We start from the raw sequence: 25,244 nt of genomic DNA on the forward strand, positions 1-25,244 counted from the left end.
AAATGGCCCACTTTTCTTCCCGCTCCTCTTGTGTTTCAGTCGGTATACTTCGCAACTCCTTCAGGCGTTTTTGAAGCTGTTGAACTCTGGACAAGTCGGGCGTATTTCCCGTGTTAAGCATGTTCTTTGTTGTTTATCTCGGTTGTTCAGGCCGACTAAGCTCATTTGCAAAACACTCAACTAACAATGTGATTGAGTGTATTTGTTACATATAACGTGGGGTTATCGATTGAGAATAAGCAGGCAACTGTATCAGAACCGAATACCTTAACATATCCTTTTGATTAGCCTTTTGAAATAATTAGAAGGCCCCCAGCACTATTAACCTTAATTGCTGGGCAAATTCATAGGTCACCTTAAAGCGATAATAAGTCCGACCATCTTCCAATAACTTGCATTCTCCTTCGCTAATCTCCTTTTGGAAGTGGGGAAGCACCTTGTTACAAAAAATCTCAACGGACTTGGGAGGTAACCTAAGCCTACACACGTAGACGTTTTGGCCGTTTAAGGTATCTGGAAATAGGAAAGTCTCTGTTACGAGTGGTTCCATGATGAAGTGTTGATTAATTGTTTTTCTATTCATGATACGAAGGCGGCTTTCTAAAGAGAATTAGTTTGCCGCTGGTATAATCAAAAGCGAATTTTATTTGTCCAACCTGTATACTCCCAGCCCAAGCAGCTAGACTCAGGATCGCGCGGCTCGTTAGAGCCCATGAAGGAATCTGTATAGGTTGAATTGTCTTCGATGTTGATGCATTCATAAAAATAATCAATTTCCCGGCCTAGCAGTCGCCGAGGATTAGAAAGTAATGGTCGAAACCCGGAAGATCCCGGGATTTACTTTGTAAGTTTTGCCTTTCTTTTTCTGCACGAAATCCACTCTCTTTAATTCATTCAATCCTCTTCTCGTTTGACGTGTTGACCGTCTTAATTCGGCCGCAAGCTCAATTGTGGAGGACTGAACACAGTTATCATCCTGTAATTTTTCGCCGAAAACGAATAGGATTTTCAGTGCGACACTTTCCAACGTTTTGATCACCGACAGATTATATACTGTTGGCTCGTAAATAACGATTCGGCGCTCGAATTTCGAGATTTCGCCTGTTTTCCAGTCAGATTTTGACATAAGCGGACTGTATATGACTCTTATACAGTGTGATTTTCTGTAATTGGCCTGTAGAACCCCTGAATGTGAAGATAATCACCAAGTTAAGTATTTTAACGCGATTTTGCAAACATTTGTTCTCGAAAATTGCGGGGGTGCGGCAGACGACCGTTGGTCGAACGGCGTCTTTGTAACGATCTAACAGAAAGATGGATACGGTAACTGTATAGCTAATCCAGAGAATTCGGAAGTTTCCTAACGTATACCAATATACGCTGTATGTAAACAGAAATAAATTGCTGTAGAACTCAGATCATAAAATGAGACATTTCTATCACTAGAATTATACAAACGTATATCAGATATAAAACTGCAAGGGTGAAGGTCAAAGAGAACCGGGCTGGGAAAAAACAGGGTCGGGGTGGTTATTGGGTAGGCTGTTAGATGTGATTCAATTTCTGAAGCGCCAACGTCAGAATCGTTCTTATTTTCTCTTCCTGGTCGGGAGTCATTTTGCTTTTCCGGTTACCCGCTACATTCAAAATCTGTACACCATGGTTTACAATAAAAGCCTCCAGTGCTGGGGCGGTGGGATTCAAGATATACGGCACTCCTGCCTTTGTGCAGCAATTGATTGTTAATTCGGTTCCGTTCGTTGGAGATCCGAAGATGACGGTCGCATCGGATTCGACAACATTACGACGTGTGCGGGGTGGATACTTACTACTCGAGTCTTCAACCAATCCAAAGCCCGCCAGCCATGGTGCGGGGCCATTTTCTGTAAGGTATCCTTTCGGAGCTACGCCACCGGTTTTAATTCCCAGATTTTGAGCTACGGTCAGGGCGAGTTGATCAACACCCGTCTGGCCGCCTGAAATCACTTTTTCAATTCGGTAGCCAAGCATTTTTTTTGTTTTGGGGAAGATTGAACTACATGAAAATAGCGAAAAATCTTGAGATTTCCAACAGGAATGAGGTTGAAAACGGATAAAAAGCCTCTTAAAATAATGGCTTCATTTTTAAAACTGGGTACCTGGCGCTTTTTCAGATTGGCAGCTATTTTTCCCCTACCCCCCGGGGGTCTGGGATTTGGCCGGGGAAAAAGATGTTATGCTCCGTAAAAATCGCCTGGAAGATCGTTCACGGGTTGAATACCTTTGACATCAGACAGATCATGATATTAAGGGTCTGTTAAATGTGGGTAATACCCACATTATAAAAACACAACGCGGGAAAGGAATAATACAAGGAAATGTTCCGTTTTACATTCGTAGTTCAGCATGCATGACTACCGGACAAATTGTCCTTTACTCCAAAGGGCGACAACAAGCCTTCTAAATTTGCAATTTGACTCTTGGAAAAAAACACTGGAATTTTCGGTGCGTTTTAAATGTACGCCAGAATTACTTTTACGTGGTAACGGCTTGTACTTTTTAAATGCAGTCCAGGATTGCATTTAAAAACGAAAATGGGCCGGGACTTTTACGACCCTTTCCCGAGTTAGTTTTACTGAACCAAACCTCTGTTGCCATCTCCCTTTTAAAAGTGTTTCTGGCACACATTTAAAAGGGAGTGAGAATCCCTTTTAGAAAATGGTCACACGAGCGTCGGTGGGGACTGTGGGTCGGGGGTGCCGGGGCTCACGGTACTTTTTTCCTCTACCCCCCGGGGGTTTGGCCAAATGAATGCCAATAAAGGATTCCTTACTTTTGGTTTGGCGGGGTAATTGGCGGCTTTAACATTTGAAAATCCTCCACGGTTGCGGGGGCCAGCGATCGGCGGGGCGGGGATCGGCTGGGTCAGGAGGCAGTGGGTGGTTAATTTAACTTACCGATTGATGAATAAGTATCTTTGCCTACCCATTTCCTTCTCTTGCTGCCTAAACCCTTCTTCCATGAAACTCATTGTTTACCTACTAGCCAGCCTGCTGTTGGCCGGTTTTTCAACCCTACCTGAGCTTTCGTTCTTTCCAATTTCGAACACCTCGGCTATGGTAGGTAGGGTGGCTTCGGAGCCAAAAGCACAGATTGATACGCAGTACACCCATTTTTTTACACGTTATGCTACCTGGAATGGTGGCGATGGAGTTTATTCAACTCCTCTTCCTGACGGTCGAATTGTATGGACATTCGGCGATTCATTCCTGGGTCTTGTGAAACTAGACCGGACCCGCTTACCCAACCAGAACGTTATGGTTCGCAACTCCATGATGATTCAAACTGTCGAAACATTCGACGGGTTCAAGACACTGAATAAAGGGGCCAATACCACCAATGCGGGTCAAACCTACTTTAACCATGCGAAGCAGCCAGGTGGCAAAGACTGGTACTGGCCGTTAGATGCCACGGTTTACGACCGGAAACTTCAAGTCCTGCTGAGCCACGTCCAAAAAACAGGATCAGGCTCCTGGGATTTTAAGAATGCCTCGATCGATATTGCCATCTGTTCGGCCTCGACGGGAGCCATTGAAAAAATTATTGTCAACAAATATCAGGGGCAGTGGGGATATGGTGGGGCCGTCTGTGAAGCGTCAGATGGTTTCACCTACATTTATGGCGTTATACATGGAAACCTCACGACGAACGTTGTTGTCGCCCGCGCTCCGAAAGGTGATCTGACGGCGACATGGCAATTCTGGAACGGCAGTCAGTGGGGAAGCCAGCCGAAAGACTTTTCGGTCTACAAAGATGCCTCTGATCAGTTCAGCGTGTTTCGATACGGTGCTAAGTATTATCTCTTTACGCAGGAAATCATTTTCGGCCGACGGCTGTTTCTGTCGGAGTCGAGCAGGCCGATAGGGCCATGGACTGCAAAGCGTCTCCTCTACACTGTTCCCCCAGAACATAGCACGGACAAAGTTTTCACCTACAATGCCCTGGTTCATCCAGAACTGTCGAGAAATGGGGATTTGATGATTTCGTATTGTGTCAACACTACCAATTTTGACGACCTTTTCAACATTCCGGGTAGTGCGGATCTCTATCGACCCTACTTCATTCGGGTGACGAACTGGCAATAAATCGGGCTGCCTTTTCAAGCAAGGAGGCATTCAAAAAACTCAGTTCTTTATACCAGAATTTCGTCGACTGGTACGCTTCCGGCTTCGGCTTTCACCAGTGCAATAAACTGGTCACACAATTCACTCAAATCGGTTGGGAGCTCATTGTTGGTGCTTCGGACTCCGCCAGGTATTTTAACGATAATTCGCCCACCCACCTCTTCCAGCAAAATAAGGAGGCCTGGAAAAACAACTGTAACTTCCCCGGCACTATTTTGGTCAAGGCTTTGAATTAAACGGCAGGCCGGACCAAACTCAAAGCCATGCTCGAGCTGATAGTGCAATTTGCTGTAAATTTTATTCATCACCTCCATCTTTCCATTCTCGATTTGGTCGGCAATTTACTGATTCGCCAGGAACATCCAACTGATTGTTGGATCCCTCATCGGATTCTCACGACGTCAATTTTTCTGACGTTGTCAAAGCCTGAAAGAACCTTGAAAGTCAAGACCCAATTAACCACATTTACGAGGTAAGTCTGTCTTACCTCAGCAGGTTCCGTCTATGCCAAATGGATGGAAATTATTTAGCCCCAAATATTAACGGAGAGCCTTGATCTCATTTTTAACTTAGACTTGCCTATTTTAAACGGGATCGTTCAACAGAGGGGCTATTTTGGCTGATTACGCCCAGTTGTTTTTATTGGGATTCAAAATCCCTTTTAGATTTGGTGCCAACAGACAGATCGCGCGTCAGTTCAATTATAGGTTAAACAGTCATTGGCATTTATGCTAAAACCTGAAAGTGGTATCTTGTTGAAAAAAACGGAATGAGAGAGCAATACAGTTTGGTTAAATTCCTGGTGACAACGCCCGACAACCGGGTTGAACACTGGACCGTTCCGGTTGTGTTTTATGACATACCTCCGCCATCGGTATTGGACGTTATGGAATTCCGGCATCCCGATCATTTGTTTAAAGTGATTGATATGCTGGATTCAACCCCAGAACAACACAAGGAAGTTGCTCAGAAAGGTGGCAAGCGGGCCATTACGTACGACGAAATTGTAGCAGTGGATCGGCTGAAGCCAGATTAGCCCCCGTCTTGTTTTAGCTATGGTTGCTGATGACAGAGTTTTGAAACCACTTGCGCGATTTTGAGAAGGATTAAGAGTAACGAAAGGTATTTTTCGGCGTTCCGGCTTCCTTTTGGTTCTTCATCTTCCCGGGCGTCGTGTATGCCCAAACGTAGGAACGGTCAATAGGTGGACGGGTCAATAGCTGTGCCGTATAACAGATACCAAAAACGCCGTAACAGACGTTCGTTATTAAGACTGATTCACAACGTTATGAATATAAAATACGCCTACGCCGTCATCAACCAAGCCAGTGGCGGAACCTACGAGTCCAATTCGGCCCTTACGGCGTACCGGATATTAAGCGCAATTGAGCGTGAGTATACCGAGGGAAGCGAAACCGTTGCCTACAAAGCGGTGCTTCGTCAACTTGATGGGGTGCACAGACTACAAGCGCAGTTGGAAATCGAAAACGGTAAGGTTGTCAAAGCAAACGTAGAGCCCGAGTTCAAGGAGCAGGTTGAAAAGAAGAGACAGGAAGAGAAAGAAACTGGGGAGGATCAGTAAGCCCGATCGCGCGCGTTTTTTGTTGGTTTTCCGCCGTGCAGTCACCAACCAGGACCGCAATTCCTTTTAATCGGGAATCGCCTGGGGTCTTAACTGCAAAACCTTTTTAAACCAACCAGACCAATCCCAGCCACTTGGCTCCTCCGGATTATTGGGTAATAGAGAAGTTATTAATTCTTCTTCGTTGTTTTTTTTCAAAAAAGCCAAAAACGGCAGCAAGACGGTTTGGTTTTTTTTGTTTTCTTCAATTAGGTTTTATTCGTCTAAGTATTATATAAAAAAGAAAGTTATAAATCAGGCAACGCGTTGCATGAAATCGGGTAATACATTACTGGGTTTCAGGCAACCGCTACCTGGTTTCAATATACCTTATAGGGATACCTGATTTCAAGTAACCCATCGCGCGCATAATTGATCACATTACATAATCATTACTAAAATCCGGCGCTTTATAAATAGTGGCTGATTGATTCGGGTCTGGTTGTGAAATATCAGACTTTTCGGAAATAAGATCGGCGTGACTGTCTTTAACACCATGTCGGAAGTGTGTTACTGCATAATTGCCAAACCGGTAGATTACATCAAAATTATTTGCAACGCCTTCACTATTGTTTTTAAGATTTCGAAGAAAATAACTTATTACATCACGAGGTTTTTGGGGAAGCAATTCGTGTTCGTTACCAAGTATCACATGGATAGCAGTATAAGCATAGGCGTGAAAAGCGTTATGAATAAATTCATCGTCTTCAAAATGACGCATTGCCTCCTCTAAATTTTGAACTTGTGCTGGAGAGAACTTGACCATTCCTTTTACTTTCGTTCGCAACTCTGTATGGCATGTATTGTACCAATTTCGTTGTTTTATATATAATTCTTCCAGTATTTTGGCCAGTGCCTTAGCGCCCTTTTGTTCGGCACCTTGTTGATTTTCAGAATTTTCTAACGGACTTTCTGTTGTAGAAAGCTTTGCAAGTTGTTTAGCAATTATGCCGTATTGATCCGCTAAACGATTAAGGTCAATTCCTTTTCCTGTAGGTGTTTTTTCGCGGTAGAATAATTTCAGTTTCTCGGGGGTTGCTAATTCTGCAAAATTTAGCCGATAGGACGTAACTCTATTATTGGACGAGTTTCTGACAATTCGGGTCTTAAGAATACCTGAGTTAATGAAATAATTACGAACAGTTTTTAAACGTTGCTCTCTTATTCCAAGCTCTTTTTCAATGGCTGGATCCGAATGTGTCCACTCACCAGTACTTCGGCAATGGAAAACAAGATATTGAAACAACACAACATGGTCGTTTGTAAGGTCGTCGAGGTTAAACTTTTCCCACGAAGGAAAGTTGATTTGAATACCCAAATCGGCTATCTTTACCGTGTCATTCATTTTTATTGTTGCTGATTTAGAGTTGGTTAAACCCGGCACAGCGCAGACGTCCAAATCCAATCGCTACCGGTTGTCCTAAAAGTACTCCAATGACCATACTTGCCCGGTATGGTCATTTTTTGTTCTGTGGTATAAATATACAGAATGTCTTGCAATGTAAGCCACTGGATACTATTTTTAGGTAAACAAATAAGCACATGGCGAAAGAGTCAGGAACATACAGGCTGCCGATAGAGACCAAAGGCAAAATAACGGAGCTTGGAACGCTATTTAAAGAAAGCGGAGCGGAGATTATTGAAAGGGCGGTGAATCTTCTATATGATCAAAAGGAGCCCGAATTTAACCGGGAAATAGCCGAAAGGCTTAGTCGGTCAAAATCCGTCTAGTCGAAGAAAAGTCGCATTTTGCATAATTCTAATACAATACTTGGGGAGCGTCACTCTTATATGGGCTTTCTATCAATTTTCAAATAATGTAAGACAATGGCTTGCGCTTTGTCTATTAATTGCTTAAATTCGTTTATTCGATTCAGAGACAGACTGAAAACCGCATAGGCCCGAAAGGGATGCCCGGTCAATAGGAGCGACTTTGAAGGAGATAAAATAGTGATCCCCGTACTGTCTAAGTTTTCGCGGACCAGTCAGTACGGGGATGCAAGTCAACCATTTTAAACTTTCATTCAAAATGTCAACGGACGCAAATTACGTACCGGGGAGCGAAGATGCAACCCCAAAAGCCAATTTTGAGCAAACGGTAGGTCAAAATCTACCAGGCTTCCTGCCCAATCCCATCGGCGGTGCCGGTGGAGAATTTGAGATCACCATCGACGCCCAGCCCGGCCCAAACGGCGAAGACTCCCCCGCTGTTGTACTTCACTACGCACTGGCCCTCTACCACCAGCGCCTTTTAACCGAAATCAAAGACGTTCTCCAGTTCCAGGAATGGTCTGAACGCGGCCCCGCTGATTCCCAGGAAATTCTCGGAATCGTGCGCAAACTGAAAATCGTGGCTAATACCATGGACTGTCTGGCCGATGGCACCTATTTGCGCCTTCGGGAAATGTACTGCCAATTGACCAACCTGTTGCCTTCTCCGAATCAACCAGTCGATCAGACTGCTGACTCCACGAAAAAGTAGTCCTGCGTACTGCCACCATAAACACCCCTTCGCTTCATTCCTGGCGAAGGGGCAACCCATCACGTCTTACTCTTCACAAAAATGAATCGTTCACCAGAACAAACCTACGATTCGCTGCTCTCCGCAACGACCGCTACAGTTATGAACCCCTTCGGCAAAACAGCCGTAAACCCAATTGCAAAACCGGTTATTACATCGACAATCCTACGGGCCATTTCACCCCAGGAATCCACGGTAATCGTTCAGGAAGTCGCAAAGCTGCTCGATGCTTTTTCGGGCTGCCAATACGGCGAAGTCCTCCGGTGGATACTGGTTTATATTCAAGAGTCCAAAAAGTTAAGGAAGCGCTTTAAGGCAGACGAGATGTCCGCCATACTGTTGTTGATTGAATCCTTCACGCGCATCGATCAAACGTTTGCGCTTCGGAAGAAAGGAGGCCAATCATGCCGCTGAGACAGGCAACAGACAACCTAATACAGCAGAAGGTTGCCGACCGACCAAAACCGACCATAGGCGAAGTATTGGCAGCGCAGGATACACTCGCTCACCAAATCTTTGACCTGTATCTGACAGCAGACGAGATCGCTCCAGATCTGGACGAATCCACGGGGATGGTGGAAGAATTCAGTTTGGACCGATACGCTTAAAGTATCCAGGGGCAATACGTTGCCCAACCCGCACCACTAAAAAATCATCTATTCCCATGAAAAAACAGACAATTCCCGCAAGGGTCTATGACGGCGCTATGTCCGTAGCTGACGCAGCCAAAGAACTCGGCATCGGTCAAAAAGCACTCTTCACCTGGCTGCTTAACGAAAAAATCTGTAATCACAATGGCCACAGCTACATCGCCGATCAAAAATACGTCGACCAGGATTGGCTCAAAGTCAAACACAAGACCTGGTGGTCCGGCGGTAACGAGTTCAATCTTCAGACGGTTTTTGTAACCAGACTGGGGGTTGAAGAAATCCGTAAACGTATGACTGAAACACCCACTGACCTGAGTTAGGCTGCTGAAGTCGAACCGCAGCCAACAGCCAAAGCGGAATCATCGCGAAGAAAAGCACCCATTTTCCCAGGGTTGATTTCGATCTGATTGAGGAGATTGATTGTTCTAATGCTCCCTAAATACCCTTAATCTCATATTTTTCATTTTTTTACTGCATAAAAATTAGAGATTAATTCAAATAAAACCTCATATAAATACTAGTCATTATCCTGAAATAATATCTAATTAACTTTAGGTATAAAATTCAATAGAAATATACATTTTCTGCATATGCATTTTCTTATTATTTTATGCAGAAAGGAGTCGTACGGTCGATTTTATTTCTAATTTATTCCTCATTATCATTGCAAAAATTATTTATTAACGACTTCTAAAATGTACAACCCTTTCGAAGATTTGTTTACGGAAATCATGCATCTACAAATGACATTGGACCAAGTATTGACGACCGTCCGTTCTCAGCCGACACAGGCCGAAATCGAAAAGCCTTTAAGCCGGAAAGAAGCTGCCAAGTTTCTGAATGTCAGTTACGGCAAACTGTGTAGTCCCACATGCAAGGTTCCGTCAATTAGAAAATTCGGTAAGTACTACTATCTCAAATCTGACCTGCTGAACTACCTCAAATCCGATGATAGGGAATAGAAATTGTATATCATGGCATTCACACCTTTCTTGATCCTGAACTCCTATGAGTAAAGTTACGCTGGCCCTGGTGTTTGAAGCAAGAAAAAGCAAAAATTCCGAGGAAGGAATGTTAAAGATTCGCGTGACCTACCAACGCGACAAACGGCCCTACATTTCCCCTTTTCATACCGACGCAATGGATGCCGAGGGCCAGACCAGCGCCATTGGTTTAATGCTGGGCAGCGTCAACCGGTGGATGAAAAAAATCGGGGTAAAGCTGGGGATCAGTCAGAAACTGGTGACGTATGTGGCCCGGCATTCATTCGGGACCACGATGCTGCGATCCGGCGTTCCGCTCAAACATATCAGCAATTCGTTCGGACACGGAAGTATCACCACAACCGAACGATACTTCGGGGAGTTTGATGACGTCGATATCAAAGAGTTCTTAAAAGCGCTTTAAGTGATCCTAATGACACTGGAACAACTATTTACTCATTTTTTCAGTACCTTCCCAGTGAGAATTTAAAGCGGAAAGATGCATACATAGGTAAACGTCAGAAGATTGTCAGCGTCCAGAACCTGAATAAGTCAGCGATGCGATTGCAATCTCGTACGGACATATTGTTCCCTCAACTGAAGCTTTTCCTCATTGCGTAAAAACTCTTCACCTTGACCGGTAAGGAGTTTTTACAATTATATGTTACCAATCCGAATACAGATACATCCCATTCACTGCGACCTTATCCGACTGAGCTTCAATCTCCCGCTCGACTGCATCCGACACATTGGCCAGCAGATCAAAACCCGTTAACCGCTCGATCTCATCGACGCTGACCCGGTAGTCACTCCAGGGCTTTTCTCCGAAGGCATTGGTGTTCGGTATAAATACGGCAATAACCCGTGTCTGAGCGTTGATCCGGTTCAGATCGACACTTCCTACCGGTAGGACTACAATCACCTTCCAGAGCGCAGAGGGAACCGTTACTTTGCCGCCCGCCAGGGTAGTGGCTTGCCCGTTGTCACCGATGCCACCTTTACCGTACGTCCCCGCAATAATATACGCTTCGTTGCCGTCGGCGATGAGCTTCCGGGTGTAGCCTTCCAGCAGGCTCCAGCTTTCGCGGTTATGGCGGGGAGCCTGGGGGACGATGTTCGTCATGAAAAACGTGGTGCGATTTTCCTCTGCCGTTGAGTCGCGATCATCCGACGGGCAGAGGTGGCCACGGTCGAAGCCGCTGAGCGTATAATCATCATGTCTTACCTGGTACCATCCGGTTGGCAAGGTTTGATCCGGAATGAAGAAACCCGCGTACCGCTTCGCCGATCCCTTCCAGGCGGCTGACGAATGCCAGGAGCACCAGTTGGCAATACCGGCGCTGCGGTTATAGCTGAGGGCGTAGGTTGGCCGATCGATGAGGTAATTGTTTTCCTGGACACCTGCGTTACTGGGATTACCCAGGGCAAGGTTCTCGTCACGGGTGGGCATGGATGTGTCCGGAGCTAGTTGCAGTGCTTTCTGGCAGGCAACTGGGCCGAATAGAACAGCAAATAGCAGTAAACGGACTATCCGATTCATAAGCTGCTCAATACTAGCGATTATTCAAAAAATTTACGTGAAGCGTCGGCGATTTCTTCAAAATTTTCAATAAGGTATTTGATACCGCTTTTCATCAATTCTTTGATTGCTTCGGACTTGAAAATCTCAAGATATTTTAGACCCTTTTTTCTCGCGTAAGCCCATATTCCTGTTAACTCCTTAACTGTCTGATTTTGAGATTGGGTAGTTTGGGTTTCTTTGAGGTGATTTGTCTTAAAAATTAAATCAAGATAAACCTGCCTATCTGCATCAGAAATTTCGGGGTCTCTGGATTTGGCCTGCAATCGGTGAATAGTGTCGCCTAAATAACGGTCGATTAATACTTGCTTATCTAGATCGAATGGTTTTGTCTCAGCATCCTCATCTAGCATTTCAAAGTTTTCAAAAAACTCATCTTGGTACTGCTCAAGAATTGGGTCTTTACTTCCATCGAATGGGTCTACAGTTCTGTAATAATCAACCAATCCTACCCATCGCTCCCAAACTTCCTTCAAGTTTCTTTCTTCTATCCAACTCTCTTTAGGATCCACAGAATCGGAACTATATGGATATCTAGTGATCCGAAACAGCATTTTACCTGTATCAGTCTTCCAGTCAGTGACTGCAAAGTGAAATTCAAAGCCATTTTGAATATCCTTGACCAAAAGTAAACCGTCCCCCGGTGGGCTTCGCATAAATGGCCTGGTGTCAAGATTTTTCACCTGGGCCAGCTTTTCTAATTCTGATACAGTATGCAGTTGAGGTATTTTGGGCTTCATTGGAAACTTCATCTAAATGTTTCCCTTCAACCTACAAAATCTCAGCAGTTTTCGCAAACGAAATTCCTGATTACGCCATGAAGAGAACACCAATTGTCCTTTCGTCTGATTCGTGACTTTCCTAGCGTCACAGCGTCTAAGCAGTATGAAAACGCTGCTCCTCTACTCTGTCCTTATTTTCGCTCAGCCAGATACCGTTCCACCGACGGACACAACCCATTATTATGATCCGGTGCAGGCTCGGGTACAGGAAGACTTGCAAGCTCAGAAAAACGCCTGGAAGCCGATGGAAAAACGCATCAGTCGGGTAATCTGGGTTTTTATCGGAGTGGTCGGCACATGGACTTTAGTAGTGATCACCAGGCGGGGGCTACGGTAAAGAAAAAGCCCGCCTGGTAAGGGCGGGCTTAGAGGTGTATTTGTATCCGAATTTGTAAGAAGGAAAATATACTAAAAATCGGACTATTTATCCGATTCTTCTACGATGCCCTCTGAATCCTCTGAAATTTCTTCATCGGCTTGATTCTCTTTTGCTTGATTCTGCTTACGGCGCTGCATATCAACAAAATTGAATGGTTGGACTAAAACAGTGGGAATTCCAGCCCTCGCTGTCAACGATGCTATAGTCTCGCGTACGAAAGGAAAAAGTATGGCAGGAGCATTGATGTCACTAAAATTTTCAAGCAACTTTTCGTCTACCCCTTCTGCAACCGAAAACTGGCCTCCCATTTTTATTTTGGATTCCATCACTTTGTCTGTCCCATGTTCCTGCCAAATTTCGACCTCCAGAATGACGAATAATAAGGGCAGTTCAGTCCGCCGACTAATTTCAAGCTGTAATCTATTTTGGACATACTCAGATGGGTAGACATCATTGCGCCGGAAAGACGCTTCTAATAAATCTACCTTCTGAAGGGTAAACGGCGGTTGATTAGATTCCATACGTGCAGATCCTAAGCGGCCATTGCATAGTTATAGTCCCCTGGAGCAAAACTATCTCCAGGTATAGTCACGGTAGCAGTGGGTTGTTGAAAAATTTCTTCTTCGTAAACCAAGCTATCAAACAGTTCCCGCGCAGATTCCAAATCGGCTTTATGAGGCCATTTTACATCTAAGTCAATTAGATGGATATCCGATTGGTAGTAAGAATGCTCTGTCCATGCTTCTTGAACAATTGCATCTTTTTTATACAGGATAGGGGGCGCAATCGGTAGGCAGTTTTCCGGATCAGTAAATAAAATACCTTCTTCAGGAAACGCCATTAGAAAATTATGAGTTTCTTGTCCTGCCAACTCTCTAAAATGAAAACTCTCAAGAGCCAGTGGATCAGTTACTTCGATAATATGTAATTCGGACATTTCTTCGTAAACATATGAAAATCCGCAATGCAGAAACTGCTCGTGTATGCGGTTGATGAGGCCAATGATCCATTCGTTAGCAATAGTCATAAAATTGTAATTATACGTGTCAAGTCGGAATTATGTACTAGTAATTGACGACAATTTATTGGTCAATTCGTCAATGATAATGTTCAGTTTGCGGGCCAACTCTAAGCTTTTGAGGCTAAATTTTTCATCAAACAAATCATTTTTGTAGTCGGCATGTACGCGGTTGCGTTTCAAAGTGTTAATGTGCTGGTTGAAATCGAGTGCTTGGAATCTATAACCGCTATCGACTAGTTTCTGTTCAACAGTGGTTATAACATGCACATGACTGCTGGCCTCTTCGGTTTTCTCGATTAAGCTTTTGGGAAAGTGTATTTGAAGTAGATAAATCGAACGTTGGAACGAGCTGTAATAAGCATGGTGAATGCTACTGGTGTAAAGATTGTGTTGTTCAATTAACAGCTGACACGCTTGAATGCTGTCGTTTGATTTTTGTAATAGTTTACTCATGCTCGCCTAAGGGTCGCAAATATATGTAATATCTTCAATGCACCTGCTATATATCTGGCATTTATTTATGTAACGCCAATAAAGTCAAGTATTTAGCATCTTTTGAAGGGATTAATCTATAGTCATGTAAGGTAAAATAAATAATATTTCTACTCAAAATATTTATGGTTTATTTATGTCTCACTTATTTAATGGTAGCAAAAGTCCATTCCATATCAGATTACGCGTTGTAGGTTGGCCCTATCGTCAAGACTGCAAGAACAAGCAATGTGCTATTTAAAAGCTCTTTTACTATATTAATACGATCACTGAATGAATGTCAGTAATTTATTTCAAGAATATTTCACACTACAATTTGCTTGATTTACACACTGGGCGCGTGCTCGGGAATCGCAATGCGCAAACTGCGAAACACCTGATCCCGGACGTCAGCATCGGAGAGCAACGCGGCAACCTGTCCCGATACATTCAGCTTCTGGCAGAACAGCAGGGCTTCGTTGCCACTCATGGCCGAATTCGCCACCACCGTGTAGCAGCAGCCGGGAAGCATGGCAGCCAGGTGTTCGCCGGAAATGATGAGCATATTGATAACCTGATTGGTCGAAAAGAAACTTGGCCGGCAGCAACTGACCGTTTCTTTACCTGGAAGAAATGACAAGAATTAGGCTGCAACCCGCAACTGCGGCTTTGGGGGTTGCAATCTTGAAATATGTTCTTCTTTGAGCACAATGACGTCCCGTTGCGGCTTACCGCTGTTGATAGAGTCAACGAGTGCGTCCAGTAGACGCGTCGCCCAGTCCGGAATGTATTTACCACCTACTTCAATAAAAACCTTTGGAAAGTTATACAAACTCCGTCCCAACCCAAAATGTACAGCGGCCCTTTTCATGGCATCGGAAATGCCCCCTTTCACGGGTTCAATTGCGGTCCGGCTGGCTCCATCGGTTTTGCTGACCACTTCACCCGTTGCAAGCTTGACCGTAATGGTGCATAAAAAGCCACCCTCGACTTCTTTAATTTCATTGGTCCAGTTAGCCCAGCCGAACTGTTCATCGAACCGCTCCATCACCGACCGGTTATTGATGTAGGGGACAACAATCATTTTTGCCGGTTTATTGTCTTTGGATTCAATCAGAGTCTGGACCCGCCATTCAATATCGGCAGGTAGCAGAGGGGCAGTTAGTTTTGAAATGTCCATTGTGTTTACTTGTTGTTTATTCCCAATTTATCATTTCTGTACACTTTCTAAAAGTTTTCCCTGGCCGCGCTGAAGGTCAATCATTCCCTCGCTAAGCCGTCGCATTTCCGACAACAGAGTGCCAAGCGAAGGTTCCGGATCGGGGAATTCCCGGGAAATATACGAGTCGTACTTCCACAATTGCAGAATATCATCGTGGGCCATTTCGTAGGACTCGTAACTTGGGTTCAACGAGTGAAGGATCAATCGCCCGTTCGTGGACAGTTCATTGACTACTTTCTTTAAGACGATGCCTTCTTTGCTGATGACGATGACTCCGCTTCCATCCTTGATGGTACCCCATTTTTCAATGTATTCGCCCACCACATACGAACCCGATGGAATCGGCAACATGGAATCTCCCTTGGTTGGAAACATCCGGTATTTGCGGCTTTTCGAAAGGAAGGGCAGCCGGAATCGGGGCAGTTCCGCAATAAAATCAATATCGTTGTAGCCTCCGCTACAGTATCCCATGATGGCAGTAACCGGTACAAACTCGACATTTTCTTCATTGTCTTCGCCCACCGTACGAACTACTTCATGAATCTGCTGCGCCTGTCCGAACAGGTTGGTATTACCGCTTTTGAAAAGGTGATCGAGTTGGGTGGCTGATAAATTACCCAGGTTTTCATACAGCAGCGCATCCACGGTAACATTGTAAAATTTCGATAACGTACCCGCCGTATCGATGGTGGGCATCGCTCCTTTTTCATACGAAATGAGGGAAGGTCGGCTAATCCCCAATGTAGAGGCTACTTCCCGTTGGGAAAGACCTCGATACTGTCTCAAAACCAATAGATTACCGGCCAGATACATACACGTTTCAGATTCCGTTAATGACAAACAAAGCTAAGAAGTTTTTATAAAAATCCTATCCTGTATGTCAGGATTCTTTACAATTGTAAACTGCCAAAATCCGGTTTAATTGTGTAAAAAACAGATTCCCGTAAAAAAAGTTAAGTATTCTGACTTGGATATGTAAAAAATCCTGACATATATTTGTCAAAAATCCTGACATAGTGTAATTCAATTTAAAATGGTGGTTGAACGCAACATACTTCACCTGGACCTCGACACCTTCTTCGTGTCGGTCGAGCGGTTGCGGCAACCGGAGCTGGTAGGCAAACCCATCATGGTCGGCGGATCTGGGGACCGGGGCGTTGTATCGGCCTGTTCGTACGAAACGAGAAAGTTTGGGGTCCGATCCGGCATGCCCATGCGCCTGGCCCGGCGGCTCTGTCCGGATGCATTAGTGCTTAAAGGTGACTACGAAGCCTACGGCAAGTATTCCAGGTCCGTTACGGAAATCATTACCGAGCGGGCTCCTGTGGTGGAGAAGGCGTCGATTGATGAGTTCTATGTGGACATGACAGGGATGGAAAAATTTGTCGGATGCCTGAAATGGTCGAAGGAACTGAAAAGCAAAATTGTCCGCGAAACTGGCTTATCGGTTAGTTGGGGATTATCCAACACCAAGACGGTCTCCAAGATAGCCGCCAATGAAAATAAGCCGGATGGGGCACTTTATATTCCTTCGACCGATGTCCAGCCGTTTCTCTGGAAATTGGATGTCTCGAAGCTACCGGGAGTCGGCGAGAAGATGGCGCACACCCTCCGCTGCATGGGCGTCACCAAGCTGGGAACCCTGGCGCAAATTCCCCGTAAACTCATGGAGCGGACCTTTGGCAAAACCGGGCTGTTTCTCTGGGACCGCGCTAACGGTATCGACCCTTCTCCCGTACTGCCACACGATAAGCAGAAATCGATGTCGAAGGAGCTGACGTTCCAGACCGACACCACTGATGTTCAGATGCTCCAGGCAACCTTAAGCAGGATGGTGGAAGGTCTGGCCTACGACCTGCGAAAAGACCGGTGGTGTGCGGGCAAGGTCACAGTCAAAATCCGCTACAGTGATTTTCAAACCTACACCCGGCAAATCACCATTCCGGCCACCTCGTCGGATCACCAGCTTACCCTGGCGGCCATCAAGATTTTCAATGCGCTTTACAACCGGCGGTTGCTGGTCCGGCTGGTGGGGGTCAGTGTCAGCAAGCTGGTGCGGGGAACCGAGCAGCTTGCGCTGTTTGATGCCAGCGGGGAGGTGGTCAAAACCCGGCTGCCCAACCTCTACCAGAAAACCGACCTCATCAAGTTGAAGCACGGTGAAAACCGCATCGGACATGCCAACAGCTATCATTTGGGAATTTAACCGCTAAACGTCGCACATTATGTCATTTGCCCTACACTGCCGCGTCTGGGATGTCCAGAACCAAACCATGCATTACCTGTCATCCTTGTTAGCTCAGACGGAAGACTTCCAGGTCGTTTTGCTCGAAGATGCTCTGGTTCTGATCAACACCTTTAATTCCTCGGAGAAACGTCTGTACGAGGCTGGAACACCCTGGCGTCTGATGCTGTCGGTGGGTCAACCCGACCGGGACGGAACCCCGATTTATGACTATGACATCGTGGAAAGTGAAGGGTATTTATGGGTGGTCCAGAATCATCCGGACCGTTGTGGCTACAGCCTGTTCATGCCTAATTGCCTGGGGTTGCCACCGTTTCTGACGCTTGACCGGGTGTTGGCGAGTAAAGTCAAGGTCGTAGGGAATTTCTTTGAGGACCCGCACCTGATTCTGGAGTTTCCGGACTCGCCGTATCAGCAGGCAGCCTAACCGCCAGACGGACGGAACACCATGTATCTCAACGCCCATAGTTACTACAGCTTACGGTATGGCACCTTATCCCCCGAGGATCTGGTCAATCAGGCTGTGGCTATGGGCATTACGACGCTGGCACTGACGGATATCAACAATGTTTCGGGCATCTTCGAATTTGTCAAGTTCTGCCGCATGGCCGGTATTCAACCTGTAGTGGGCGTTGAGTTTCGCAATCACAATGAACTGGTATATGTCTGTCTGGCGCGCAACACCGCGGGATTTGCCGAAATAAACCAACACCTGTCGAACTGGTTAGTAGCCAGCAAAGACTTTCCGATTCGGGCACCCTCGTTTCAGCATGCCGTGGTGATTTATCCGTTGCACCGTCTCAATCACTTCACTGACTTGGCGGAGCATGAATTTGTGGGGATTCCGGCCGCCGGGATACCCCAACTGTACCGGTACCGCCAGAAGCTGAAACCCCACCAGGTAGTGGTTTTACAACCCATGTCGTATGCGGACAAAACAGGTTTCAGCCTGCACCGCCTGTTGCGGTGCATTGCGCACAACTGCCTGCTTTCGAAGCTGGCCGAATACGAAACGGTGCTGGAAAACGAGTACATTCTTTCACCCCGGCAATTGGAAACCGCTTTTCAATCGTGGCCCCAGATTATTACCAATACCCGAGCGCTGCTGAATAGCTGTTCGTTCGGCTTTGATTTTGATACACCCAAAAACAAGAAACTATATACCCCCAGCAAGGAAGACGACATGGCTCTGCTGCGGAAACTGGCCGAGGATGGTTTGCGGGACCGTTATGGACCCGATCATCAGGAAGCCCGTCGGCGCGTCGAGGGGGAATTGAAAATCATCGACGATCTGGACTTTACCTCGTATTTTCTCATTACCAGGGATATTATCAGTTATGCCCACGGGCGCGGGTATCACCACGTCGGGCGCGGATCGGGAGCTAATTCAATCGTAGCCTACTGCATGCAGATCACCGATGTCGATCCGATCGCACTCGATTTATATTTCGAGCGGTTTATCAACCCCGGGCGCACGTCTCCACCCGATTTCGACATCGATTTTAGTTGGGACGAACGGGATGAAATCATCGATTACGTCTTCAAGAAATACGGACGCCATCACGTTTGCCTGATGGCAAATTACGTCACGTTTCGGGACCGGGCCGCTTACCGTGAATTGGGGAAGGTATTTGGGCTTCCGAAGGCTGAGATTGATGCACTCGTTAAAGATCCCCGCTCCGCCCCGCCGAATCAGTACACCCGGTTCATTTTCCGCTACGCTCCCCTGCTCGAAGATTTTCCCAACTACCTGAGCATTCACGCAGGCGGTATTCTGATCTCGGAATTACCGCTTTACCACTACACTGCGCTACAAATGATGCCCAAAGGCTTCCCCATCTGCCAATTCGATATGCGGGTAGCCGAAGACATCGGCTTTGCGAAGTGGGATGTCTTGAGCCAAAGAGGACTGGGGCATATCAAGGAAGCCGTCGATCTGGTACGCAAGAACCGGCAGATCAGCGTCGATATTCACCGCATTCAGGATTTTAAAGACGACGAAAACATCCGTCGGCAGTTGTTGTCCCACGAAACGATGGGTTGCTTTTACATTGAGTCGCCCGCGATGCGCCAATTGATCTGGAAACTTCAGGTGGCTGACTATCTGACGCTCGTGGCCGCATCATCGATCATCCGGCCGGGCGTCGCGTCGTCGGGCATGATGGCCGAATACGTCCGAAGGCACCACAACCCGGCGGATTATACCGCTGTCCATCCGAAGATGCAGGAGTTAATGGCCGAAACCTACGGGGTGATGATCTACCAGGAAGATGTCATCAAGGTGGCCCATCATTTCGCGGGTCTGACGCTGGGGGAAGCCGATATTCTGCGCCGGGCCATGAGTGGGAAATACCGCAGCAAAGGGGAGTTTGTCCGCATCGAGCAGAAGTTCTTTGCCAATTGCCGGGATTTAGGCTACACCGACGAGGTGGCGCGCGAGGTCTGGCGGCAGATCCAGAGTTTTGGCGGTTACAGTTTCAGCAAAGCGCATTCGGCTTCTTTTGCCGTGGAGAGTTACCAGAGCCTTTTTTTGAAAACGTATTACCCGTTGGAATTTGCCGTGGCTGTAATTAACAACTTTGGCGGCTTTTACCGCACCGAGTTCTACGTGCACGAAGCCCGGCGGTGGGGGGCGCATATCGAAGCGCCCGATCTTGCATCTAGTGAGTACCTGACGCGTATTGAGGGACATACCATCTGGCTGGGGTTTGTCCACATCAAAGGGCTGGAAAAAACCGTGGTGCAGGAATTGCTGCAGCAGCGCCGACAGCAACCCTTTGCCAACTTGGACGATTTTACCCGGCGGGTTCCGGCGGGTCTGGAGCAGTTGATTATCCTGATCCGAACGGGCGTGTTTCGATCCTTTGGTTCCACCAAAAAAGAACTGCTGTGGATCGCCCATGCGCTGGTCAACAGTTACGTGCAGCACGAGGGCATTCAGGAATTGTTCGCGCTGGAAGAAACCAACTGGTCGCTACCGGTTTTATGGCAGGATGAAATAGAAGACAGCTACGACGAGATTGAATTGCTCGGTTTTCCGCTGCGATCCCCGTTCGACTTGCTGGCCTCGAAAGTGGTGGGTACCTCTGCCCGGCAATTGGCACAGCAGGAAGGACGGATTGTTACACTGGTAGGGTATCTGATCACGCACAAACTCATCAGGACGAAGAATGGAAAGCCCATGACCTTCGGGTACTTTGTGGATTACGAAGGTCATTATTTCGACACCACCCATTTCCCCCAAAGTCTGGAAAAATACCCGTACCGGGGTATGGGCATGTACCGCATCGAAGGCAAGGTGGTGGTCGATTTTGGTTGCCCTTCGGTAGAGGTACGGAAATTTGAGAAGCTGCCGGTAAAACCGGACCCGCGGGGTGGCACCGAGCTGTTTTTGAATTAATTGACCCGTTCTTATCCCTCAATAATTCATGCCATGTATCAGCAACTCTACGTTTATGCCGGACCCACCCGGAAGGCTTTCAGTTATGTCAGCGACGTGGAAGCCATCGACAAGTTTCCGGAAGATTGCTACGTTGGGTCGGTTTGGACCATTCAGCAACCGGATCAGGCCCTGCCCGGCCGGTTCGTGGTGGTTGACATTCCCATTATCTGGCAAACAAAAAGGAGCAACCAGGATCGGGTACCGCGAATTGAAATCTTTCTGGCACCGATTCAGGATCAGTGGCTTTACGGACCACCCGAGTTTCCGTTCCTTCGGGCAGCCTGAAACAGGAAAGAACAGAAAGCAATGGCTTACAACGAGAAATTAGCGAATCGCGTCCGGGAAGAACTAGCGAGTTTCCCGACGCTGGAGGAACAGACGAAACGGGGTGGTTTATCGTTTCGCATCGATCACAAGCTGGTGGTGCATGTAAAAGACGATGAGTTGATGATCCGCTGTGAAAAAGAGATGACCGACGAGCTATCCGGTCGGCCCGGGGCCCGCCCGTATGTCATGAAGGGCCGACAGGTGATGAAAGGCTGGCTGTTGATTGATCCGGTTGGCACTTCTCGACAGGCCGACCTGACGGATTGGCTCATCATCACGCTAGCGGCTACCGCCAGAGCAAAAACCACTCGGAAGCGAGCGAAATAATTGACGATCATCACCGTGTAAAAGCTGATGGGATGTCTCCAGGAAGTGTCAGTTGAAGTCGTGATTGACACAAATATTCTTACCTACGATTTTGTAGTTACATTACATTTTATTAATTGCAGATGATTTTAGTTCTCACTGGAACATTTTCTATCTAACCTAGACTGGATTAGAATCATACTGTTGATTAGACCTTTGACTTTCTTCAATATGGGCGTGTTTATTCCAGCTAGATTCGGGTATTATAAAGAAATTGACTACAAAAATTTTGGTTTAGGTAGCATTAACGACATTGCAAAGTTTTTCAACTATAATCCCGACCAATTCTACCTTTGCATGGGACCGCTGGATAGCGACTTTCAGGTTAAAAATGTGTGCATTGAGGTGTTTAGTGGTAAGATAATATTTGTTCTGGCTGACTCAACGAAAGGGCCGCTTAAGCAATCTAAAGTCGATTATTTCATGAAAGAACATAACCTCAAGCGAATCTTTGATGGACCAGAGGTTGAGTCGATATTAACTTCAGGAATTGAAAACAAGACTTTAGATATCAATTTTTTATCAAGAGTACTAAAGCTAAAAGACCCCAGCCTTACTGGAGTATTTCATGCCAGTTCAATCGGGTTGAACCTGATATTTGAACAAGGCTACCTGACTGATTTTATGTCGTCTGATGGAATGAATAAATGGGCAAAGCTATGGTATCAGTTAAATCCCGCACTCATCCGTGACTATGAACAACAAGCTATCAAGTTTTGGGGTAATAATCCAAGCCGAGTACTGTTTGAAATCAACGCTCAGGCCGAGGCATTAGGCGAGACTCCAGGTGCATTAAATAATCCTTTTTTGGAGCTTCACCGGACAGATTATGGCTTAATAGACTTTTGCATGTTGAATGTAAAACATCATAGTCGGCCTATCACGCATGATGAATTTTTAATTCTTAATCACGGACGGTTTATCCAATTGGATGAAAAAATGAAAGAGTATCGGGTAGGTCTGTTCACCTATCATTTCAATGAAGAGGGCGAACTCTTAAGAGATTTGGACGAATCTCAATCGTAATGCCCTTTACAAGAGAAAACGTATATATAATTATCATCCACCTTGTAAACCAGTCGATGTTCGTCGTTTATTCGGCGTGACCAATACCCACTCAGGTCACCTTTAAGCGGTTCAGGTTTACCCCTACCCTCGAATGGCGACCGTAAACACTCATTTAAGAGTTCTGATAACTTAGCGATTAGTTTGGGTGAAACTTTGGAAAGTTCGGCCAGTTGGTTCAAGGCTTCAGGAGAAAAGTTGGCACTACGCGACTTCATTGGCCATTGAGCGTAGTTCTTCAATAGTCATCACTTTGCCTTTCCCTTCTGCAAAATCCTTCTCGCCTTGCTCTATGACTGAACGAAGGGTTTTCGTACCAACTGTTTCGATACTGTATTCGGCTTTACAGAGACGAATAAGCCAAACGAATAACTTTACAAATTTGCTTTGTGTAGCGATGTGAATAGTAACTGCTGCCATGACGCCGTACTTAATGGATAATACTAACGTATTTTTCATCAAATAACGCAAAAAATATTGATTTAGTTGTTACTACAGGATCTGAGCCTGCTGTCAAATACAAAAGATAGTGTGAAAAGCAGGATTTGGGTGGACAATTCTTAATACAGAATAGGGACATTTCGATCCGATCATAAAACCAAAAATTCTTAGCTTCAGGTTCTGGTTTTCGATTCAACGTGGACAAAAATAGCTTCTCTTTGTGGGGCCGCAAGCGTCAGATGATCAACAAAATTGCTATTTCTCAATCACCTCGGTTTTCATCAGCGATTCGTCGAGCGGTTGCATCAATTCTTTGATTTCGGCTTTGGTCAGCTCCGGGTCGATCCAGCGACGCTGCTCCTCGTGACTGAGCATCAACGGCATGCGCTTTTTGGTGTTGTGGATGTATTCCATGATCGGGTTGGCCGCCGTCGTCACAATGGAGAACGTCGGCCGGTTTTTCCAGACCGAATAAATACAGCCCAACGCAAACGGTTTCGGGTCCGACAGGGTGATGTAATAGGGGATTTTCGATTTCCCTTCATGGCGCCATTCGTAGAAACCATCCACCAATAGAATACACCGGTGATTTACAATGCTGTCCTTGAAAGACGGTTTTTCGAAGATGGTATCCTCGCGGGCGTTCAGCGTCATCTTGGCCAGTTCAGCCGCTTTATCTTCTTTCGCCCAGGCCGGGATCAGACCCCACTTAAAGAGCTGGATGGTTTTGGGATCGTCTTCGGTGATGACCGGGAGCAGGGGATGCGCAAAACCAGACACCCGGCCGGGCGGGGTGTAGTCGTCCGAAGCGGCCTGAGCGGCTTTCACCTGCCGGACCAGTTCGGCCAGGGGTGTTTGGGCGTTAACGGTGTAGCACATAGAGTGAAGGTTTAGTCAGTAGGATAACCGGAAATCAAACGAAGTGTTGCCTTCGTTCTTTGCTATGCCGTACCCCGGTAGCGAAAGATCAGCTGGTCATCGGTTTCCTCGACGAACTTAAAATTCAAATGACCGTCAAAACCGTTCGTGGTAAACGGAACGCTATAATTCAGCCAGCCGTCCTTGTAGGCGGTGCCGGTTTCGTTGCTAATATGGAGTTGCAGCAATTGCAGAATTAATTTGGTTGCAACCCGGCCAAAATCACCGGTAACGATGTTCTGATTCTGGATCGAGACGACTTTCATGAACGGCGAGCTTTTCTAACGCCTAATCTAGTGAGAACCGTTCAAAACACCAATCCCTGACCGGGTTGGATTATGAAGTTCTTGATTTGAAAACGGACGGTTCAAATAATGCAAGAATTTTTTTTGCACACTCTTCTACATCTCCGATTTTCCGGTATTCATTAATCAGACTGAGGCACCTTGCGTAAAATTCATCATACCCCTTCAATGACGGCCCGATTTCAATGTCGATAACTACGTTGGATGAATAATTGGTTCCGGTGTTGTTTTTCCTTATACCCTCTAATTGCTCGTTCCGCTCTTTGGGGTAACCGCAGTCCATATAAACCAGGCAGTCATATTGTTCAATTACTGCGGGTAAAGCGGTGGTATATTCGGCATTAAAATAATGCGCCAAATGGGCAAAAGGATCATATCCCCATGTTCCGCCCAACTCTGTCCGATATCGGTTAAAAAGATCCAGATAAGGTTCGAAATTTCCAACCGAGTAATCTTTGCAGGCCTGGTGTAGTGACCGCAGCTGATTATTCAGATTTGTAGCCTGAAAGTGGGCTGTCATCATGCCCCTGAAGGCATCGTTATCAATATCTACGTTGGCCCATCCGAAAGATGATTCTCTCAGAAAGCGGGCCTGGTTGTTTGTTTCGTCTTCCAGATACTGGATTTGCTTTAAATCAATTAAGGCGTTCATGGTATGTTGTTTTAAGTGGTATAAACTGGGTGCCATTGACCTACAGTAAGTTAACACTTAAATCTAAATAGTGCAAAGCTAAAGGCAGTGT

Annotated in this window: 30 protein-coding genes; 14 read left to right on the top strand and 16 right to left on the bottom strand. The window is 46.1% G+C overall.

All coding sequences use genetic code 11. From position 1 onward, the window contains the following. Positions 1-1,545 precede the first annotated feature (1,545 nt). A complete protein-coding gene (locus F0P93_RS03745) occupies positions 1,546-2,010 on the bottom strand; it encodes a YpsA SLOG family protein (protein WP_150874983.1) in 465 nt (154 codons plus the stop codon). Between the two features lie 989 nt (positions 2,011-2,999). Here F0P93_RS03745 and F0P93_RS03750 point away from each other — a divergent pair. Beyond that, positions 3,000-4,124: a DUF5005 domain-containing protein gene (locus F0P93_RS03750; protein WP_171062765.1), complete on the top strand. Its 1,125-nt coding sequence runs from the start codon at positions 3,000-3,002 to the stop codon at positions 4,122-4,124. A 47-nt stretch (positions 4,125-4,171) separates the two neighbouring features. On the opposite strand, the gene F0P93_RS03755 is transcribed toward F0P93_RS03750, so the two are convergent. Beyond that, complete coding sequence (locus F0P93_RS03755; RefSeq protein ID WP_138990270.1) at positions 4,172-4,468, bottom strand: hypothetical protein; 297 nt, start codon at positions 4,466-4,468, stop codon at positions 4,172-4,174. A gap of 464 nt (positions 4,469-4,932) precedes the next feature. Between F0P93_RS03755 and F0P93_RS03760 the strand changes: the two genes are divergently transcribed. Further along, the gene (locus tag F0P93_RS03760) at positions 4,933-5,199 is read left to right on the top strand and encodes a hypothetical protein (RefSeq protein WP_138990271.1); all 267 of its coding nucleotides are present in this window, start codon (positions 4,933-4,935) and stop codon (positions 5,197-5,199) included. A 252-nt stretch (positions 5,200-5,451) separates the two neighbouring features. After that, a complete protein-coding gene (locus F0P93_RS03765) occupies positions 5,452-5,745 on the top strand; it encodes a hypothetical protein (protein WP_138990272.1) in 294 nt (97 codons plus the stop codon). A gap of 415 nt (positions 5,746-6,160) precedes the next feature. On the opposite strand, the gene F0P93_RS03770 is transcribed toward F0P93_RS03765, so the two are convergent. Further along, entirely contained in the window at positions 6,161-7,129 is a 969-nt protein-coding gene (locus F0P93_RS03770; RefSeq protein WP_138990273.1) for a hypothetical protein, read from the bottom strand. Positions 7,130-7,813: 684 nt separating this feature from the next. Here F0P93_RS03770 and F0P93_RS03775 point away from each other — a divergent pair. From F0P93_RS03775 to F0P93_RS31690, 4 genes are all read left to right on the top strand, one after another. Beyond that, a complete protein-coding gene (locus tag F0P93_RS03775; protein WP_138990274.1) occupies positions 7,814-8,266 on the top strand; it encodes a hypothetical protein in 453 nt (150 codons plus the stop codon). Between the two features lie 81 nt (positions 8,267-8,347). Next, complete coding sequence (locus F0P93_RS03780) at positions 8,348-8,719, top strand: hypothetical protein (RefSeq protein ID WP_138990275.1); 372 nt, start codon at positions 8,348-8,350, stop codon at positions 8,717-8,719. A gap of 250 nt (positions 8,720-8,969) precedes the next feature. Beyond that, positions 8,970-9,275 carry a phage antirepressor KilAC domain-containing protein gene (locus F0P93_RS03785; protein ID WP_138990276.1) on the top strand — a complete coding sequence of 102 codons (306 nt, stop codon included), beginning with the start codon at positions 8,970-8,972 and terminating at the stop codon, positions 9,273-9,275. Between the two features lie 688 nt (positions 9,276-9,963). Continuing rightward, on the top strand, positions 9,964-10,362 hold the full coding sequence (locus F0P93_RS31690) for a tyrosine-type recombinase/integrase (RefSeq protein ID WP_212768201.1): 399 nt from the start codon (positions 9,964-9,966) through the stop codon (positions 10,360-10,362). 240 nt (positions 10,363-10,602) lie between these two features. Here the strand turns inward: F0P93_RS31690 and F0P93_RS03795 are convergent, their stop codons facing one another. Together F0P93_RS03795 and F0P93_RS03800 are read right to left on the bottom strand one after the other, a co-directional pair. Next, positions 10,603-11,388 carry a DNA/RNA non-specific endonuclease gene (locus tag F0P93_RS03795; RefSeq protein ID WP_225309363.1) on the bottom strand — a complete coding sequence of 262 codons (786 nt, stop codon included), beginning with the start codon at positions 11,386-11,388 and terminating at the stop codon, positions 10,603-10,605. Between the two features lie 110 nt (positions 11,389-11,498). Further along, positions 11,499-12,257: a hypothetical protein gene (locus tag F0P93_RS03800; protein WP_138990278.1), complete on the bottom strand. Its 759-nt coding sequence runs from the start codon at positions 12,255-12,257 to the stop codon at positions 11,499-11,501. Between the two features lie 145 nt (positions 12,258-12,402). Here F0P93_RS03800 and F0P93_RS03805 point away from each other — a divergent pair, with 145 nt between their 5' ends. Continuing rightward, the gene (locus F0P93_RS03805) at positions 12,403-12,636 is read left to right on the top strand and encodes a hypothetical protein (protein WP_138990279.1); all 234 of its coding nucleotides are present in this window, start codon (positions 12,403-12,405) and stop codon (positions 12,634-12,636) included. An 83-nt stretch (positions 12,637-12,719) separates the two neighbouring features. Here F0P93_RS03805 and F0P93_RS03810 read toward each other — a convergent pair whose 3' ends face one another. From F0P93_RS03810 to F0P93_RS03835, 6 genes are all read right to left on the bottom strand, one after another. Further along, entirely contained in the window at positions 12,720-13,199 is a 480-nt protein-coding gene (locus tag F0P93_RS03810; RefSeq protein WP_138990280.1) for a protein-export chaperone SecB, read from the bottom strand. Between the two features lie 11 nt (positions 13,200-13,210). Beyond that, positions 13,211-13,705: a hypothetical protein gene (locus F0P93_RS03815; protein ID WP_138990281.1), complete on the bottom strand. Its 495-nt coding sequence runs from the start codon at positions 13,703-13,705 to the stop codon at positions 13,211-13,213. A 30-nt stretch (positions 13,706-13,735) separates the two neighbouring features. Further along, positions 13,736-14,152, bottom strand: coding sequence for a hypothetical protein (locus F0P93_RS03820; protein ID WP_138990282.1), 417 nt, complete (start codon positions 14,150-14,152; stop codon positions 13,736-13,738). A 364-nt stretch (positions 14,153-14,516) separates the two neighbouring features. Further along, the gene (locus F0P93_RS03825; RefSeq protein WP_138990283.1) at positions 14,517-14,735 is read right to left on the bottom strand and encodes a hypothetical protein; all 219 of its coding nucleotides are present in this window, start codon (positions 14,733-14,735) and stop codon (positions 14,517-14,519) included. Positions 14,736-14,813: 78 nt separating this feature from the next. Then, a complete protein-coding gene (locus F0P93_RS03830; RefSeq protein WP_138990284.1) occupies positions 14,814-15,350 on the bottom strand; it encodes a Rad52/Rad22 family DNA repair protein in 537 nt (178 codons plus the stop codon). Between the two features lie 30 nt (positions 15,351-15,380). Continuing rightward, complete coding sequence (locus F0P93_RS03835; RefSeq protein WP_171062767.1) at positions 15,381-16,178, bottom strand: LexA family transcriptional regulator; 798 nt, start codon at positions 16,176-16,178, stop codon at positions 15,381-15,383. Between the two features lie 247 nt (positions 16,179-16,425). On the opposite strand from F0P93_RS03835, the gene dinB reads away from it, so the two are divergent. The 6 genes from dinB to F0P93_RS03865 all read left to right on the top strand — a co-directional run bounded on the left by dinB (position 16,426) and on the right by F0P93_RS03865 (position 22,798). Continuing rightward, positions 16,426-17,598, top strand: a complete 1,173-nt coding sequence (gene dinB, locus F0P93_RS03840) for a DNA polymerase IV (protein ID WP_138990286.1) — start codon at positions 16,426-16,428, stop codon at positions 17,596-17,598. A 19-nt stretch (positions 17,599-17,617) separates the two neighbouring features. Next, positions 17,618-18,064 carry a YopX family protein gene (locus F0P93_RS03845; RefSeq protein ID WP_138990287.1) on the top strand — a complete coding sequence of 149 codons (447 nt, stop codon included), beginning with the start codon at positions 17,618-17,620 and terminating at the stop codon, positions 18,062-18,064. 21 nt (positions 18,065-18,085) lie between these two features. Then, positions 18,086-21,037 (top strand): DNA polymerase III subunit alpha, encoded by a 2,952-nt coding sequence (locus F0P93_RS03850; RefSeq protein WP_138990288.1) that lies wholly within the window; start codon positions 18,086-18,088, stop codon positions 21,035-21,037. A 33-nt stretch (positions 21,038-21,070) separates the two neighbouring features. Then, positions 21,071-21,364: a hypothetical protein gene (locus F0P93_RS03855; protein WP_138990289.1), complete on the top strand. Its 294-nt coding sequence runs from the start codon at positions 21,071-21,073 to the stop codon at positions 21,362-21,364. Between the two features lie 21 nt (positions 21,365-21,385). Then, positions 21,386-21,733, top strand: a complete 348-nt coding sequence (locus tag F0P93_RS03860) for a TfoX/Sxy family protein (protein WP_138990290.1) — start codon at positions 21,386-21,388, stop codon at positions 21,731-21,733. Between the two features lie 210 nt (positions 21,734-21,943). Further along, positions 21,944-22,798 (top strand): hypothetical protein, encoded by an 855-nt coding sequence (locus F0P93_RS03865; RefSeq protein ID WP_138990291.1) that lies wholly within the window; start codon positions 21,944-21,946, stop codon positions 22,796-22,798. Here the strand turns inward: F0P93_RS03865 and F0P93_RS03870 are convergent. From F0P93_RS03870 to F0P93_RS03890, 5 genes are all read right to left on the bottom strand, one after another. Next, positions 22,789-23,055 (bottom strand): Txe/YoeB family addiction module toxin, encoded by a 267-nt coding sequence (locus F0P93_RS03870; protein ID WP_138990292.1) that lies wholly within the window; start codon positions 23,053-23,055, stop codon positions 22,789-22,791. The two genes, F0P93_RS03865 and F0P93_RS03870, sit on opposite strands and share 10 nt — an antisense overlap. After that, positions 23,042-23,257: a hypothetical protein gene (locus F0P93_RS03875; protein WP_138990293.1), complete on the bottom strand. Its 216-nt coding sequence runs from the start codon at positions 23,255-23,257 to the stop codon at positions 23,042-23,044. Before F0P93_RS03875 ends, F0P93_RS03870 begins: the two co-directional genes overlap by 14 nt. Before the next feature lie 276 nt (positions 23,258-23,533). Continuing rightward, a complete protein-coding gene (locus F0P93_RS03880; protein WP_138990294.1) occupies positions 23,534-24,157 on the bottom strand; it encodes an SOS response-associated peptidase in 624 nt (207 codons plus the stop codon). Between the two features lie 62 nt (positions 24,158-24,219). Further along, positions 24,220-24,462, bottom strand: a complete 243-nt coding sequence (locus F0P93_RS03885; protein ID WP_138990295.1) for a hypothetical protein — start codon at positions 24,460-24,462, stop codon at positions 24,220-24,222. Between the two features lie 70 nt (positions 24,463-24,532). Further along, the gene (locus F0P93_RS03890) at positions 24,533-25,153 is read right to left on the bottom strand and encodes a hypothetical protein (protein ID WP_138990296.1); all 621 of its coding nucleotides are present in this window, start codon (positions 25,151-25,153) and stop codon (positions 24,533-24,535) included. Between the last annotated feature and the right edge of the window lie 91 nt (positions 25,154-25,244).

The organism is Larkinella humicola (assembly GCF_008727875.1).
Taxonomy (GTDB): Bacteria; Bacteroidota; Bacteroidia; order Cytophagales; family Spirosomataceae; genus Larkinella; species Larkinella humicola.

What these genes read in the sequence shown, in the direction of transcription:
- F0P93_RS03745 (WP_150874983.1), bottom strand. Translation starts at nt 2,010, where the DNA reads ATGCTTGGCTACCGAATTGAAAAAGTGATTTCAGGCGGCCAGACGGGT.
- F0P93_RS03750 (WP_171062765.1), top strand. Translation starts at nt 3,000, where the DNA reads ATGAAACTCATTGTTTACCTACTAGCCAGCCTGCTGTTGGCCGGTTTT.
- F0P93_RS03755 (WP_138990270.1), bottom strand. Translation starts at nt 4,468, where the DNA reads ATGAATAAAATTTACAGCAAATTGCACTATCAGCTCGAGCATGGCTTT.
- F0P93_RS03760 (WP_138990271.1), top strand. Translation starts at nt 4,933, where the DNA reads ATGAGAGAGCAATACAGTTTGGTTAAATTCCTGGTGACAACGCCCGAC.
- F0P93_RS03765 (WP_138990272.1), top strand. Translation starts at nt 5,452, where the DNA reads ATGAATATAAAATACGCCTACGCCGTCATCAACCAAGCCAGTGGCGGA.
- F0P93_RS03770 (WP_138990273.1), bottom strand. Translation starts at nt 7,129, where the DNA reads ATGAATGACACGGTAAAGATAGCCGATTTGGGTATTCAAATCAACTTT.
- F0P93_RS03775 (WP_138990274.1), top strand. Translation starts at nt 7,814, where the DNA reads ATGTCAACGGACGCAAATTACGTACCGGGGAGCGAAGATGCAACCCCA.
- F0P93_RS03780 (WP_138990275.1), top strand. Translation starts at nt 8,348, where the DNA reads ATGAATCGTTCACCAGAACAAACCTACGATTCGCTGCTCTCCGCAACG.
- F0P93_RS03785 (WP_138990276.1), top strand. Translation starts at nt 8,970, where the DNA reads ATGAAAAAACAGACAATTCCCGCAAGGGTCTATGACGGCGCTATGTCC.
- F0P93_RS31690 (WP_212768201.1), top strand. Translation starts at nt 9,964, where the DNA reads ATGAGTAAAGTTACGCTGGCCCTGGTGTTTGAAGCAAGAAAAAGCAAA.
- F0P93_RS03795 (WP_225309363.1), bottom strand. Translation starts at nt 11,388, where the DNA reads ATGCCCACCCGTGACGAGAACCTTGCCCTGGGTAATCCCAGTAACGCA.
- F0P93_RS03800 (WP_138990278.1), bottom strand. Translation starts at nt 12,257, where the DNA reads ATGAAGCCCAAAATACCTCAACTGCATACTGTATCAGAATTAGAAAAG.
- F0P93_RS03805 (WP_138990279.1), top strand. Translation starts at nt 12,403, where the DNA reads ATGAAAACGCTGCTCCTCTACTCTGTCCTTATTTTCGCTCAGCCAGAT.
- F0P93_RS03810 (WP_138990280.1), bottom strand. Translation starts at nt 13,199, where the DNA reads ATGGAATCTAATCAACCGCCGTTTACCCTTCAGAAGGTAGATTTATTA.
- F0P93_RS03815 (WP_138990281.1), bottom strand. Translation starts at nt 13,705, where the DNA reads ATGACTATTGCTAACGAATGGATCATTGGCCTCATCAACCGCATACAC.
- F0P93_RS03820 (WP_138990282.1), bottom strand. Translation starts at nt 14,152, where the DNA reads ATGAGTAAACTATTACAAAAATCAAACGACAGCATTCAAGCGTGTCAG.
- F0P93_RS03825 (WP_138990283.1), bottom strand. Translation starts at nt 14,735, where the DNA reads ATGCTCATCATTTCCGGCGAACACCTGGCTGCCATGCTTCCCGGCTGC.
- F0P93_RS03830 (WP_138990284.1), bottom strand. Translation starts at nt 15,350, where the DNA reads ATGGACATTTCAAAACTAACTGCCCCTCTGCTACCTGCCGATATTGAA.
- dinB (WP_138990286.1), top strand. Translation starts at nt 16,426, where the DNA reads ATGGTGGTTGAACGCAACATACTTCACCTGGACCTCGACACCTTCTTC.
- F0P93_RS03845 (WP_138990287.1), top strand. Translation starts at nt 17,618, where the DNA reads ATGTCATTTGCCCTACACTGCCGCGTCTGGGATGTCCAGAACCAAACC.
- F0P93_RS03850 (WP_138990288.1), top strand. Translation starts at nt 18,086, where the DNA reads ATGTATCTCAACGCCCATAGTTACTACAGCTTACGGTATGGCACCTTA.
- F0P93_RS03855 (WP_138990289.1), top strand. Translation starts at nt 21,071, where the DNA reads ATGTATCAGCAACTCTACGTTTATGCCGGACCCACCCGGAAGGCTTTC.
- F0P93_RS03860 (WP_138990290.1), top strand. Translation starts at nt 21,386, where the DNA reads ATGGCTTACAACGAGAAATTAGCGAATCGCGTCCGGGAAGAACTAGCG.
- F0P93_RS03865 (WP_138990291.1), top strand. Translation starts at nt 21,944, where the DNA reads ATGGGCGTGTTTATTCCAGCTAGATTCGGGTATTATAAAGAAATTGAC.
- F0P93_RS03870 (WP_138990292.1), bottom strand. Translation starts at nt 23,055, where the DNA reads ATGAAGTCGCGTAGTGCCAACTTTTCTCCTGAAGCCTTGAACCAACTG.
- F0P93_RS03875 (WP_138990293.1), bottom strand. Translation starts at nt 23,257, where the DNA reads ATGGCAGCAGTTACTATTCACATCGCTACACAAAGCAAATTTGTAAAG.
- F0P93_RS03880 (WP_138990294.1), bottom strand. Translation starts at nt 24,157, where the DNA reads ATGTGCTACACCGTTAACGCCCAAACACCCCTGGCCGAACTGGTCCGG.
- F0P93_RS03885 (WP_138990295.1), bottom strand. Translation starts at nt 24,462, where the DNA reads ATGAAAGTCGTCTCGATCCAGAATCAGAACATCGTTACCGGTGATTTT.
- F0P93_RS03890 (WP_138990296.1), bottom strand. Translation starts at nt 25,153, where the DNA reads ATGAACGCCTTAATTGATTTAAAGCAAATCCAGTATCTGGAAGACGAA.